Below are 13,541 nucleotides of genomic sequence, written 5' to 3'. Positions count from 1 at the left end.
CTCAGAAGCTGGGTGACCAGAACAGGCCGCCATCGCGCACGAGCCGGTTGAAGCCCGGTTCGATCTTGCTGGCGCTGCCCTTGCCCAGATTGCGGTCATAGATTGCAGAATAGGCCCCGACCTGCGTGATGACCTGCAGGCCCCAATCGGCGGAAAGGCCCATGAATTTGCCCAGTTCACCCTCGGTACCAAGCAGGCGGCGCACAGACGCATTGTCCGAGTTCTGCGCGACTTCGGCGGCATTTGCCTCGGTCAACCCATATTGATCTGCCGCAACGGTGGCAAAGATCACCGAGCGGGTGATGTTGTTCCATTGCTCGTCGCCCTCGACCACCATCGGACCGAGCGCATCGATCGAAAAGAGATCGTTCAGGATTTCATGCTCCTCCGGGTCGGCATAGCCGATGCGAAAGCCCGCGAGCAGGGCCGGCTCGGTCGCAAATGCATCGCAACGCCCCTTGGAATATGCCTCGGAAACCGCAGTCATCGTATCGAAGGGCAGGCTTTTGAACTTCAGACCGCGCGCGCGGTACCATTCCGCAATCGTCGCTTCGTCGGAGCTGCCCGAAATGTGACAGATGGTGGCCCCTTCAAGATCCTCGAAGGAGCGGATCTCGTGCTCCTTGCGGGTCATCACCGTAATACCTGTAAAAAAATATGCGGACGGAAAGTTAACCTGCAGACCCGTGTCGCGCTCGATCCGGTAGGTATGGGAGGTGGTGGCGATATCAACTTCGCCCGAGCGCAGCGCCTCGTAGGATTGCGCCCAGCCGATCGGCATGACCGCAACCTTCTCCGCATCGCCCAGCACTGCCGCCGCAACGGCGCGGCAGTAGTCGACGCCGAAGCCGACCCAGCGGTTGTCGTTGTTCAGGCTGTGCCAGCCCGGAGTCGGGTCTCCGACGCCGCAGCGCAGTTCGCCACGCGCCTTCACCCGGTCCAAGACGCCCTCAGCCTGGGCCACCGTTCCGGCAGCCAGAAGAGACGCAAGGCCGATAAGTCCGGTTTTCAGATGCTTCATGTCAAATACCCCCCTTTGCTACAGTTGCTTCTGCCATCACAGCACCATTCGGTGCGAGATGTTTTTGACGGTCATATAGTGGTGCAAGCCTTCGGCGCCGCCCTCACGGCCATAGCCGCTTTCCTTCACCCCCCCGAAGGGGGTTTCCGCTACCGAGGCCTCGAGCGTGTTGATCGAGACATTGCCTGCTTCGATTCGCTCGGCTAGCAGATGAGCGTTGCGGGCGGAATGGGTGAAGCCATAAGCCGCCAGCCCGAACGGCAGAGCATTGGCCCGTTCGATGGCCTCTTCGATGGAATCGACAGGATTGATCAGTGCCAGCGGGCCGAAGGGCTCGACCTCCAGCGCCCGAGAACCCTCGGGCAGTTCCGCCGCAACCGTGAGCGGATAGAAATAGCCCTTGCCGCCCGGCCTTTCGCCGCCGGCGAGTATGCGCGCGCCGCGGTTACGGGCATCCTCGACCAAGGTCTGGATGGCTTCGACGCGCCTGTGGTTGGCGACCGGACCCATCTCCGTGCTGCTATCAAATCCATCGCCGATCCGGACCACCTTTGCGCGCTCGACGAAGGCGTCGAGGAACGCGCGATAGATGTTCTTGTGGACGAAGAACCGCGTCGGCGAGGTGCAGACCTGGCCCGCATTGCGCGCCTTGCGGGAGACGGAAAGTGCCGCCGCTGCCGCCGGATCGACATCATCGCAGACGATGACCGGCGCATGGCCGCCTAGTTCCATAAGCACGGGCGTCACGCTGTGCGAGGCGATCTGTGTCAGGTGTTTTCCCACCGCGGTCGAGCCGGTGAAAGCCACCAGCCGCACCTGCTCCTTGGGAATCAGGTAGGATGAAATATCGGCCGGCACCCCGAAGACTAGGTTCAGCACCCCGGCAGGCAAGCCGGCGTCATGGAAGGCACGTGCAATATGCAGCGCCCCGGCGGGCGTTTCCTCGGCGGCCTTGAGGATAATGGAGCAGCCTGAGGCGAGCGCCCCGGCGATCTTGCGCGCCGGCTGGCTCATCGGGAAGTTCCATGGCGAAAATGCAGCGACCGTGCCGACCGGCTGATGGATGACGATATAGCGGATCTCGGGGGCGCTGGGGATAACCCGGCCGTATGCGCGTATCGCCTCACCGGCGTCCCATTCGAAGAATTCGCAGCCGCGCTGCACCTCCAGCCGGGCTTGGGCAATGGGCTTGCCGTGCTCCAGCGTGATCGACCTGGCGATTTCTTCGGTGCGCTCCTTCATCAGCGCCACGGCGCGCAGTATCACCTCGGCTCGCCTCGCCGGTGCGGTCCGCGACCAGATCCGGAAGCCACGGTCCGCCGCCTCGAGCGCATCATCCAGATCAGCGCGCATCGCCACCGGCAATTCGCCGATGACCGATTCATCGGCCGGGTTGAGGACCGGGATCGACTCACCGCCAGAGCGCCATGTGCCCGCAATATAGAGCTGTAATTTTGGGTAACTCGTCATTCTCATACCTTGTTAGTCTGGCTTCGCCAGGATGCGAGGCGCGCCATCTCGCATCACCAGTCTTGCTGGTTTTCGCGGAACAGCTTGATCCTCGAAACCATCGCATTGACATTTTCATTCATCCAGAATGAATTATCGTATTAATTCATCTCCTGTGGCTATAAATGGAAATTCCCATGCGCATTGCGATCAAGCAGATCGAGGCCTTCCTGGCTGTCGCGGAACACAAGAGCTTTTCTGCCGCAGCCCGGCATATGGGCGTGGCCCAGCCAGCGCTTTCGACGACTATCCGCGACCTCGAGACCGAGCTGGGGATCCGCATGTTCGACCGGACCACGCGGCGGGTCGAGCTGACCCAGGCGGGTGAAGAATTCCGCGCCTCGTCCTCCAAGGTTCTGGAGGATCTCGGCCATGCCATCCAGAACGCCAGGGATCTCGCAGCCCGACGCCGCGGGCGAATACGCATCGCCGCGCCGCCATTGTTGTCGTCCGCAATCGTCCCATGGGCAATCGCTGCCTTTCATCGCGAATACCCCGGCATCACTGTCGAGTTGCTCGATGCGCCGGCGCTGGACATCCGGGAAGAAGTGACCTCGAATAACGCCGATTGCGGCCTGGGCACCTTTTCCGCGCATGAGGAAGGTATCGAGCGAACCGTTCTGATGCGCGACAATCTTGCTTTGTTCATGCCGGTCGGCCATCCGTTGGCCGCGGGCGCCTATGTACGCTGGGACGATTTGCCGGCACTGCCACTGATTGCGATGTCGCGCAGCAGCGGCATCCGGCGCCTGATGGAGATTGGAGCGGAGTCGGCTTCACAAGTCCTGCGCCCGAAATTCGAGGCCTCGCTGGTCACCACGGCGCTTGCATTCGTCGGCGCCGGGCTGGGGGTATCGGTCCTGCCGACCTATGCACTTTCAAGGGCTGATCAGTTCGATCTGGTGGCGCGGCCACTGGTGGACCCGACGGTGTCGCGCGACCTCTGCCTGATCCGCGCCAGCGGCAAATCGCTTTCGCCCGCCGTCAGCAGCTTCATCGCCGTGCTGCGAAACCATGTGCAGGGCCGGATCCCAGCCGGGCGCGACTCTATGACATGGCCCGATCTATAACTTTTTCTTATTAATTGATAGAAATTTTCATTCTTGAAATATAACTGCTCCCCGGATGAAATCGCGGCGAATTGATCGTTTTGATGGAGCGCCGTAGATGAAATACAGCAGGTTGGACGCCAAGAACCATTCCAGAGCCACGATGCGTGGCGTCTGGGCTGCTGCCAATGTACCGTTTCGCGAGGACGGCGCGATCGACGAGGGCGGTTACCGCCGCAACATGGAGCATTGGATCACAGAACTCGGCATCGAAGGCCTCTTCGTCGCCGGTAAACAGGGCGAGTTCTTCTCCATGTCGGTCGACGAGCGCAAGCGCATGTTCGACATTTCGGTGAAGGCCGCCGATGGCCGTGCCCAGACAATCATGTCCTGCTCCGACCAGAACATGGACGTCGTGATCGATCTTGCCCGCCACGCCCAGGCTTGCGGGGCGGACTATATCGTCGTCCACGCGCCAGTTCTGCATTTCCTCAAGGCCCAGGACGAAACGCTGGTGCGCTACTACGAATCTATCGCCTCCAAGGTGGATATTGGTATGGCGTTGTGGTCGCATCCCGATAGCGGCTATCTGATGAGTCCCGAACTGTGCAATCGCCTTGCCGACATCGAGACGGTGGTGGCGATAAAGTATTCGGTGCCTCGCGAGATGTACAAGCGTCTGACCGAACTGGCCGGCGATCGCATTCTCGTGTCCACCGCCTCGGAAGAGGAATGGCTCGAGAACATCGTCGAACTGGGCTGGCAGCTTTATCTCTGCTCCTCGCCGCCCTACACGTTGCAGACTAAGGCCGACCGACGCATGCGCGATTACACTGAGCTAGCCTTTGCCGGGAGGTTCGAAGAGGCGCGCGCCATCAGCGCTAGCCTCGAACCGGTGCGCGACGCCTTCCGCCGCACGAAACCCACCGAAAAGCCGCACGCGCACCAAAAGTACTGGCAGGAGCTGCTGGGGCAGGTGGGTGGCCGCGTGCGCACGCCTCTGCTGGAACTGACCGAGGCCGAAAAGCGGGCCACGCGCGAGGCATTTGAAAGCTGCGGCCTGACGCTGACTTGAAACCAGGCGCGGCAGCGCCGAAACTAAGGGAGTGAACAATGGGGAAGTTGAGTGCCTTCAACCTCCAGAAATGGATCGAGGAGCACAAGCACCTGCTTCAGCCGCCGGTCGGCAATCAGCAGGTCTGGAAGGATGCCGACCTAATGGTCACGATCGTCGGTGGTCCGAACCGCCGCACCGATTATCATGACGATCCGGTGGAGGAGTTCTTCTACCAGCTCAAGGGTGACATGCTGCTGAAGCTGCATGACACGACGACCGGCGAGTTCTACGACGTGCCGATTCGCGAAGGCGACATCTTCCTGCTTCCGCCGCATATGCGTCATTCGCCGCAGCGTCCCCAGGAAGGTTCGATCGGGCTGGTCATCGAACCGGCGCGCCCCGAAGGCGAACTGGACGCGGTTGAATGGTATTGCTTCGAATGCTCGACCCGGGTGCACCGCGCCGAGGTCGACCTTGAATCCATCGTCGATGACCTGCCGCCGATCTACGCCAAGTTCTATGCCGACGAGAAACTGCGTACCTGCCCGGAATGCGGCACGGTCCACCCCGGCAAGACGCCGCCTGACGGCTGGGTGCAGCTGTGAGCGCAGTCCCCGCAGCATCCGCGCTGCGGCTGTGCCTGATCGGATCAGGGGCAATCGGCGAGCGAGTAGCGACACTGCTTGCCGCCCGTCCTAAAACCGGGATCGAGCTGGTGGGTATTGTCACGCGCCCCGGTGCCTCCCGCTGTGATTGGTGGCCAGTTGGGTGCCGGCAGATCACGGATCCGGTGGGCCTTGCCGCGCTCGCCCCCGATCTGGTGGTCGAGGCCGCCAGCCGTCAGGCCGTTCAGGACTGGGGAGATGCGGCCCTGCACGCGTCGCGAGAACTCATCCTGTGCTCGGCCAGCGCGCTGACGGATGACGATTTGCGCGACAGGCTGACCGCCACTGCCGTCGCTACCGGATCGCAACTTTTGATTGCAAATGGGGCGCTCGGCGGTATCCAGGCGATTTCCGCCGCTTCCCTGCGTCCGCTGAGCAAGGTGACACATGTCATCCGCAAACCGCCTATGGCTTGGCGCGGAACCGCAGCCGAGCGGATTTTCGACTCCCACGCCTTGGACAAGGTGCTGGTTTTCTTTCGCGGCTCCGCCCGCGAAGCCGCCTCGACCTTTCCGGCCAACGCCAATGCGGTGGTCACCACCGCCCTTGCCAGCATGGGCCTGGACCAGACCAGGGTTGAACTGGTCGCGGACCCGGAAATAGACAAGAATATTCATCAGCTCCACGCGACCGGAGATTTCGGCAGCCTGAGCTTGACGATCGCGAACGAACCCATGCCCTCGAACCCAAAAACCTCGGATATGACCGCCCTCAGCATCGCCCAGATGCTGCTTGCCAGGACGGCGCCGCTGGTGGTTTAGAGGCGAAAAGGAGAGACCAGACATGATCGAAACGCAAGTTTCGCTTCCCCAGGCCTACCGGTTGGACGGCCGCCGCATCCTCATCACCGGCGCGGCGGGCGGCATCGGCTGGGCGACGGCCCGGACCTGCTGTCAACTGGGCGCGGAAGTGCTGCTCACCGATCGCAGCAGCTGCGAGCCGAAAGTGCAGGTGCTCCGCGCCCAAGGATATCGGGCAAGCGCAATGGAAATCGATATCGCGTGCGCCGATGCTGCAGACAAGCTGGCCGCATGGGCCGGCGAGATCGACGGCTTAGTCGTCGCCAGTGGGCTGTATCGCGTACTGGATTGGGATGCGCCCGACTGGGATGCCCAGGCTGACCTATCGTTCGATGTCAACCTGAAGGCGCCGATGCATCTCGCGCGGGTCTTCGCCCCCGCCATGGCGGCGCGCGGGCGTGGCCGCATCGTGCTGATCGGCTCTGTCGCCGGCCATACCGGTGGGACCTTTCCCGGCGTTGCCCCGCATTACGGCGTGACCAAGGGCGCAATCCATACGCTAACCCGCTATTTGGCGGCGCGGTTCACCTCGCAGGGCGTGCTGGTCAACGGAGTCGCTCCCGGCACGATAGACACCGCCATGCTCAGCGAGATCGACGTGCCGGCTGCGGTCGCCCGGCAGCCTCTGGGTCGGGCAGCGCGGCCCGAGGAGGTGGCGCTTCCTATCGCGTTTCTCTGTTCCGATGCCGCAAGCTTCATTTCGGGCGCGGTCCTCGACATCAACGGTGGAAACTACCTGCGTACCTAAGTCGTTTGGACCGTACAATGGCTGCATCTCACGTTCCCGCCGAGCGCCTGCAGCCTTGGGGGACCAACGGCCTTGGTGAATTCGACTGCTGGATCGTCCTGTGTCGATTTTAACGTCACGTTCTTTTTCCATAAGCGGGTTCCATACCTCGTCCGTGTTCCCTACGACGACCCTTCGTAAATGGGGTCGGTTCAGGTAGGGGGCGAAATGACACCCTAAGGGGTTGCCTCCTTGGGCCAGAGATATTCGCCGGTCAGAAGGATGTGCGCCCAACCTAACGGAGAGATGTGGGCCAGAAGCTCGGGCGGGACATCAAGACCTTCATTCCGCCGTTCGGCAACAGCATGGCCGAGATGGACGGTGTTCCAGTATATGATGATCGCCGTGAGCAGGTTCAGTCCGGCGATCCGGTAATGCTGCCCCTCGGTGGTTCGATCCCGGATTTCACCCTGCCTGCCAATGCGCAACGCATTCTTGAGCGCATGATGAGCCTCGCCTTTATTAAGGCCGATCTGGGCGCGGCGCTGCATATCGGTGTCGAGAATCCACTCTATAATAAAGAGAGTGCGTTCAACGCGGCCAACTTCCCGAAGCGCGGCCGCCAAATCGTTCTGCCGAGGATAGGAGGCAAGTTTTCGGAGCAACTGGCTCGGCCGGATCTTGCCGGCGACCATGGTGGCGGCGCACCGGAACAGATCAGGCCAGTTTGCCACAATCAGTTCTTCGCGGATTTTGCCACCGACCAGACCGCGTAAGTCCTTGGGCGTTGCTGCGGGGTTGAACACGTAGAGCCGTTTCGACGGCAGGTCGCGGATGCGCAGGATGAGCCGGTAGCCGAGCATTCCACTGGTCCCGAACAAGTGGTCGGTGAAGCCGGCCGTATCGGCATATTGCTCTCCGACCTGACGACCGGCCTCATTCATCAGCAGGCCGTCAAGGATGTACGGGGCCTCGCTGACTGTCGCGGGAATAGTCTGCGACGCGAACGGTGCGAACTGGTCGTTGACGTGAGTGTATGCCTTGAGGCCGGGTTCGTTTCCGTACTTGGCGTTGACCATGTTCATCGCCTCACCCTGCCGGGCCGAAGGGAAGAACTGGCCATCGCTCGATGCGGTGATCCCCATGCCCCAGAACCGGGACATCGGTAGCTTCCCCTGCGCGGCCACAACCATCGCCAGCGCCTGGTCCATGGCCTCGCTCTCGACATGCCACCGTGCAAGACGCGACAACTGCCAGTAATCATGGGTGTTCGAGGCTTCTGCCATTTTCCGGAGGCCGAGATTCAGTCCTTCCGCAAGCAGGACGTTCAGCAAGCCGACCCGGTCGGTGCACGGGGCTCCGGTTCTCAGATGGGAGAAGGTGTCGGAGAAGCCGACCGCTTCATCGACCTCCAGCAAGATGTCTGTAATCCGGACGGACGGCATCCGGCGATAGAGATCGAGAACCAGCTCCTCTGCGTTTTCGGGAACGTCCGCGGTGAGCCGGTCGATCCGCAGCGTTCCATCCTGGATGCTGCCATGGGGAATGGTCCCGTCGCGCGCGGCACGCGCCAGCCGCTTAAAACCGTCCGCAAGACGGGCTTTGCGATCTACCAGCCAGGCTTGAGGATCGAGAGGAACTGCCAAGCTGGCGTTTGCCTGCGCCGAGGTCAACGGCACAAGAACCTGCTTGAGATCACCGTATCGGCGGGAATGATCAAGCCATATGTCTCCCGATCGGAAAGCATCGCGAAGATGAAAGAGGACCGCAACCTCCCATAAACGAATGTCGCCCCCATCTCGCGCGCGGAGATGACGATGCCATTTCGAATTCGGTCGCAGAAAGGATACACCGGTTGATGTAGGCGCACGCGTTTCACCGATGGCTTTTGCCGCTGCAATCAACGGCTCGGCCACTGGCGCGGCCTTCAGCTTTAAGCATCGTAACATCCTTGGCGCGTATCGACGGAAGCGATGATATCCTTGTCCAACATGAGCCAGCGGCTCGTCTGCCAACGTGTTGGTAAGCTGCGTCCCTGCTGCGACCAATTGTTCAAGCCGAAGCCAGTCGGATGTTCGCGCTATTGCATTTTCCAGCGGAATGCCGTCATCGCGGGCTTCAAGCAACGAAGCTCCCAATGCCGTGAAGGCGCGAAGCGTATCGGTGACTGCCGTTTTGGAACTAGCGATCCGCTCGTCATGCAACCGTTTCGCTTCTCGCCAGGTTTTGCCGACGTTGCGGTCATGGGTTTCGATGATGGCGTCGGCAATTGCGGCTTCCCATTCAACGGCGCAAACGGCGAGGATCGCCCACCTTCGATCCGAGCTGATGTCGCGCAGGCCGTCAGTGAAATAGCGCTCTCCCTGCCGACGCAGTCGCGCGATGCGGTGTGGCGGAGTGCCGAAGAGGATTTGGGGATCGACTTCCAGACCGCGCAGGAATTCCAAGCGGTCAAGCAAACGGTTCGCTGACGCCGAATTGCTACCAACCTCGAACTGACGCAACCAAATGAAACGGCTAATGTTTCCGTCAACCATTTCGGTCAAAAGCCCGTCCAGTCGCTCACGCGCCTCAAGGTCAAGCCGGTCGGCAATTCGTGTCTCGATGCGTCGTTCGGCGACAACGAGAGCGTCCGCACACAGGCGCTCGATGGTCGACACCGCCGGCAGGATCGTCATCATTTTCCTACACTGTGCAACGAAACGCTGTGCCAGATCTTCATTGGACCTGGCATCTTCAGCCTGATCGACAAGCCAGTCTCGCAGATCACGGACGCCACGACCCGCGAAAGCCTTGTAACCGTAGATATTGCGCAAGGCTTCCATATGTTGTTGGCGAGTCTGGCGCCGTGCGGCGTAAGTGAGAAGCGCATCGGCCGGGATGCCGAGCTGAGCGCCGATAAAGGAAAGGATTTCTTGTGGGATCAGTTCGCCGGCTGTCAGCGCCCGACCTGGATAGCGAAGCGCGCAGAGCTGTAGGGCAAACCCGAGCCGATTTTCCGGTCTACGCCGTTCACGGATATGTTCAAGATCGTCGTCGGCCAGTGTGTAATGCGTGAGCAGCGACAATTCGTCGGTAGGCAAATCGAACAGTGCCGAGCGCTGACGCTCGGTGAGAATGTGTCGCCTTGGCATGATGCGATTGTCCCTATTGAAGTATAGTCTGTTTTGGACAACAATCAGCCCATACAAATCAAGGCCTTCCTGCATCAAGATCCACGAGGGTTCAATTGGGACAGCGCGCCGCAATTTATTGTCGTGTTTCAACCGCTGATCAGTCGTGCGAAAGGCAGGAGCGTGACCTGACGGCATTCGCCAGTCGTGCCGGGTACGACGTGGTAGCAACTTTTAAGGAGACGGGCTCCGGCGCGAAACTCGATCGGGCCGAACGCAAAAAAGTCCTGGCGCTTGCTCAGGCTAGACAGGTTGATGCGATCCTGGTCGCGGAATTGTCCAGATGGGGACGCTCAACAATCGACCTGCTCAACACATTGCGCGAGCTGGAAAGCTGGAAGGTTTCTGTCATCGCCATGAACGGCATGACTTTCGACCTGTCGTCGCCGCATGGTCGGATGCTGGCGACATTCCTTTCCGGCATTGCGGAGTTCGAACGTGACCTGATCAGCGAACGGGTGAAATCCGGCCTCGCCGCAGCAAAAGCGCGCGGCAAAAAGCTCGGCCGCCAGACCGGAGAGCGTCCCAAATCAGATCGTCTTGCGCCGAAGGTCATTACGTTGAGCGCAGAAGGGCGAAGTTACCGCTGGATTGCTCGTGATCTCGGAATCAGCAAGAACACCGTCGCTGACATCGTGCAACGACACAGGTCGAACGCTTAGGGTGTCATTTCGCCCTCAGCCGGAACCGACCCCTCGATGCTCCTCCGAAGGGGAGCGACGAAGCATCGCGAGCCGAGCGCAATGATGCCGGAGCCGCTTTGTCCTTGGGGTCGGCGACCTCAAGCCGGATGCCGATCCTGGCAATATCAACCGCCAATGATGGGTCGGCCTGTTCCACGTAGCGGTTCACCCGCAAAACATCTGGCAGGCCGCGTAAACCCTCGGCGCTTCCCCATGCAGTCAGCAGCACTTCGCGGAACGATTTGCGGTTCTCCATCGTGGAGAACGTCAACCAGCGGATTGGCAGGCCGGCGACGGTGAGCCCATAAAGTACGATGGGGGCCAGTCCATGCCGTTTGGCGTCCGTCAGTCGTATCGGGTCGCGGACAGCCACAATGCCGTGTCGTGGGTGGTGGAACAGGAATTTCGCGGTTGAGACATAAAAATGATGTTCTCGGATCGGCTGTTGCGCCTGATTGTTCATGGCTGTGCTCAAAATCGTCAAATCGTTGCTCGGCATCCTACGATTTCGACGTCAGTACCCAAAGTCGTTCTTTGCTATGAATAGTGCGTGTCCGCAGTTCCTCCATCGCAGGCCTCGTGGGACGTGCACCCGATCGGGGGCGTCGTTGATTGCGGATATGCCGATGCGTATTGTGGCCAGCCATGCCGCAATCGGATCAGAATACTATGACGTCGCAACTCGACTTCTTTGCAGCTGCTGTTTTGCCGGCCAGCACGAAGGTGGCCAAGCCGCAGGCTGTTGGTGGAAGGGGGCAGGGCGGCTTCGGTTCTGATGACGAGGCTATGGCTTGCCATCTGGAAGCGACCGGCAACTATCGCATCCTGCGAAGGCTCCCGCCCCGATCAGCAGTCGAGAATGCTCGGCCCGAATTTCCACGTCGAGGCGTGATCCTCGACACCGAAACCACCGGCCTTAATCACCGCTCCAACGAAATTATCGAAATCGGCGTTATCGCCTTCAACTTCAATGACGCGGGCGAGATTGGCGATGTCACCGGCGTCTATGGCGGACTCCAGCAGCCGACCGTTCCCATCCCAGCCGAAATCACACGGCTGACCGGCATCACCGACAACATGGTCGCCGGCCAGGTGATCGACGTTACCCGCCTCAAATCCCTCATCGAACCGGCGGACCTGATCATTGCCCACAACGCCGGTTTCGACCGGCCCTTTTGCGAAGCCTTCTCGCCGATCTTTGCCCATAAGGCGTGGGCCTGCTCGGTCTCCGAAATCGACTGGTCGGCGCGCGGCTTCGAGGGAAGCAAGCTCGGTTACCTGATCGGCCAGTCGGGATATTTTCACGATGGGCACCGCGCTGTCGACGATTGTTTCGCGCTGTTGGAAGTGCTCGGGCGGACACGGTCCGCTTCGGTCGCAACGCCATTCGCGGAACTTTATCGGGCGAGCCAGCAGTCGCGGGTTCGCATCTACGCCGAAAACAGCCCATTCGACATGAAAGATCATCTCAAGGCGCGTGGCTATCGCTGGTCCGACGGCTCCGACGGCCGCCCGAAATCCTGGTGGGTGGAATTGCCAGAGGCAGCGCTCGACGAGGAACTGCATTTCCTGCGGGCGGAGATCTATCGCTGGGATGCCGATCCACCGGTCAAGTATCTGACGGCGTTCGATCGCTTCCGGGCTGTTTGAATGGTCGGGAAGGCGGATGACAACCATTCTGGGAATTGATTCAGCCTGGACCGCAACACAGCCGAGCGGTGTCGCGTTGGTTTCCTCCGCGGCCGGCAATTGGTGCCTGATCTTTGCGGGATCGTCCTATCGTCACCTTCTGGACCACGCCGAGGAGGGTCCGATCTCCACCTCCCGACCGTCCGGTTCCGTCGTAGAGGCCGCGGCTCTCCTTGCCGCAGCCGGGAAAATCGCTAGAGCTCCTATCGACCTCGTTGCGGTGGATATGCCCCTTTCTCTTGAGCCGATCACCGCGCGGCGAGTTTCGGACAATCTGGTTTCGGCTGCCTATGGCGCCCGGCATTGCAGCACGCACACGCCGAGTGCGATCAGGCCCGGCAAGATCAGCGACGATCTGAGGAGCGGTTTCGGGAACTGCGGATACGGACTGTTGACGAAAGAGGTTGGTGTGCCGGGCCTGTTGGAAGTCTATCCGCATCCGGCCCTGGTCGAACTGATGCGCGCTGAAAGGCGGTTGCCCTACAAGCACGGGAAGATCCGCAATTACTGGCCAACGGAAAGCCCCGCCGGCCGGCGCACCAAACTTTTCGAAACCTGGCGGACGATCGTCGCCTGCCTCGACGAGGACATACCGGGCGCCACTGACGTTTTGCAGCTTCCTCCGTTCGAGGCACCATCATGGCAATTGAAGGCGTTCGAGGACAAGCTCGACGCGGTCATCTGCGCATGGGTCGGGATATGCGCCTTCGAGGGAACTGCCATGCCGTTCGGCGACGAGACCTCGGCGATCTGGATCCCCCAATCAGAACTTCTGGCGTCGCAGCGGGGCCGGCCATGATCGAACTCCTGTGGCAATGGATCGAACACCGTCGGGAGATCCGCCGCCGTTGGCAGGAAGATGCCAGGCAGCTTGCTGCAGTTGACCCGGTCAACGCCTATTACGAGGCTCAGCGAAGGGCCGCGCGCAGCCGAACACGAGGGAATGCCGGTGACTACTGGCATTGGACCAAGGTCGCCAGCGAAGTCGCGCGCATCGAACCGCGTGCCGACATGGACTTCGCGGTCGTAAAGGCGATTGCCGATTAGGAAATCGCCGGTCGCCGCTGAACCCGTGCGCGGTGCTTCGCGGGCAGTAAATCATCCAGTGTTTTCAAGCGCGTGGTGAATGTAGCAGATGGGGCGTTGGTTCGATTCCGTTCAAGAGCAG

General features: G+C 60.8%; 13 protein-coding genes. 9 read left to right on the top strand and 4 right to left on the bottom strand.

All coding sequences use genetic code 11. The annotated features are described in order from the left end of the window. Position 1: 1 nt before the first annotated feature. Both DSD28_RS22095 and DSD28_RS22090 read right to left on the bottom strand, forming a co-directional pair. The gene (locus tag DSD28_RS22095; RefSeq protein ID WP_119258586.1) at positions 2-1,021 is read right to left on the bottom strand and encodes a transporter substrate-binding domain-containing protein; all 1,020 of its coding nucleotides are present in this window, start codon (positions 1,019-1,021) and stop codon (positions 2-4) included. 36 nt (positions 1,022-1,057) lie between these two features. Then, complete coding sequence (locus tag DSD28_RS22090) at positions 1,058-2,491, bottom strand: NAD-dependent succinate-semialdehyde dehydrogenase (protein WP_119258585.1); 1,434 nt, start codon at positions 2,489-2,491, stop codon at positions 1,058-1,060. Between the two features lie 176 nt (positions 2,492-2,667). Here DSD28_RS22090 and DSD28_RS22085 point away from each other — a divergent pair, with 176 nt between their 5' ends. From DSD28_RS22085 to DSD28_RS22065, 5 genes are all read left to right on the top strand, one after another. After that, entirely contained in the window at positions 2,668-3,600 is a 933-nt protein-coding gene (locus DSD28_RS22085) for a LysR family transcriptional regulator (protein WP_119258584.1), read from the top strand. Between the two features lie 97 nt (positions 3,601-3,697). Then, entirely contained in the window at positions 3,698-4,654 is a 957-nt protein-coding gene (locus DSD28_RS22080; RefSeq protein ID WP_119258583.1) for a dihydrodipicolinate synthase family protein, read from the top strand. Positions 4,655-4,692: 38 nt separating this feature from the next. Continuing rightward, entirely contained in the window at positions 4,693-5,241 is a 549-nt protein-coding gene (locus DSD28_RS22075; RefSeq protein ID WP_119258582.1) for a 3-hydroxyanthranilate 3,4-dioxygenase, read from the top strand. Beyond that, entirely contained in the window at positions 5,238-6,062 is an 825-nt protein-coding gene (locus tag DSD28_RS22070) for an aspartate dehydrogenase (protein ID WP_119258581.1), read from the top strand. Before DSD28_RS22075 ends, DSD28_RS22070 begins: the two co-directional genes overlap by 4 nt. 22 nt (positions 6,063-6,084) lie before the next feature. After that, complete coding sequence (locus tag DSD28_RS22065) at positions 6,085-6,849, top strand: SDR family NAD(P)-dependent oxidoreductase (RefSeq protein WP_119258580.1); 765 nt, start codon at positions 6,085-6,087, stop codon at positions 6,847-6,849. 215 nt (positions 6,850-7,064) lie between these two features. Here DSD28_RS22065 and DSD28_RS22060 read toward each other — a convergent pair whose 3' ends face one another. Next, positions 7,065-9,962 carry a Tn3 family transposase gene (locus DSD28_RS22060; RefSeq protein WP_119258628.1) on the bottom strand — a complete coding sequence of 966 codons (2,898 nt, stop codon included), beginning with the start codon at positions 9,960-9,962 and terminating at the stop codon, positions 7,065-7,067. A gap of 95 nt (positions 9,963-10,057) precedes the next feature. Here DSD28_RS22060 and DSD28_RS22055 point away from each other — a divergent pair, with 95 nt between their 5' ends. After that, on the top strand, positions 10,058-10,663 hold the full coding sequence (locus tag DSD28_RS22055) for a recombinase family protein (protein ID WP_100651913.1): 606 nt from the start codon (positions 10,058-10,060) through the stop codon (positions 10,661-10,663). 4 nt (positions 10,664-10,667) lie between these two features. On the opposite strand, the gene DSD28_RS22050 is transcribed toward DSD28_RS22055, so the two are convergent. Beyond that, positions 10,668-11,183 (bottom strand): hypothetical protein, encoded by a 516-nt coding sequence (locus tag DSD28_RS22050; protein ID WP_119258579.1) that lies wholly within the window; start codon positions 11,181-11,183, stop codon positions 10,668-10,670. A 170-nt stretch (positions 11,184-11,353) separates the two neighbouring features. Between DSD28_RS22050 and DSD28_RS22045 the strand changes: the two genes are divergently transcribed. Genes DSD28_RS22045 through DSD28_RS22035 form a run of 3 tightly spaced genes read left to right on the top strand, consistent with a single transcriptional unit; the run spans position 11,354 to position 13,420 of the window. Then, positions 11,354-12,334: a 3'-5' exonuclease gene (locus DSD28_RS22045; RefSeq protein WP_119258578.1), complete on the top strand. Its 981-nt coding sequence runs from the start codon at positions 11,354-11,356 to the stop codon at positions 12,332-12,334. Positions 12,335-12,350: 16 nt separating this feature from the next. Further along, a complete protein-coding gene (locus tag DSD28_RS22040) occupies positions 12,351-13,172 on the top strand; it encodes a DUF429 domain-containing protein (RefSeq protein WP_119258577.1) in 822 nt (273 codons plus the stop codon). Beyond that, positions 13,169-13,420: a hypothetical protein gene (locus DSD28_RS22035; RefSeq protein WP_119258576.1), complete on the top strand. Its 252-nt coding sequence runs from the start codon at positions 13,169-13,171 to the stop codon at positions 13,418-13,420. The genes DSD28_RS22040 and DSD28_RS22035 overlap by 4 nt, the downstream gene beginning before the upstream one ends. Positions 13,421-13,541: the final 121 nt, after the last annotated feature.

The sequence above is a fragment of the Shinella zoogloeoides genome (assembly GCF_003574625.1).
GTDB lineage: Bacteria > Pseudomonadota > Alphaproteobacteria > Rhizobiales > Rhizobiaceae > Shinella > Shinella zoogloeoides_A.
This window is presented reverse-complemented; position numbering and strand designations above follow the sequence as displayed.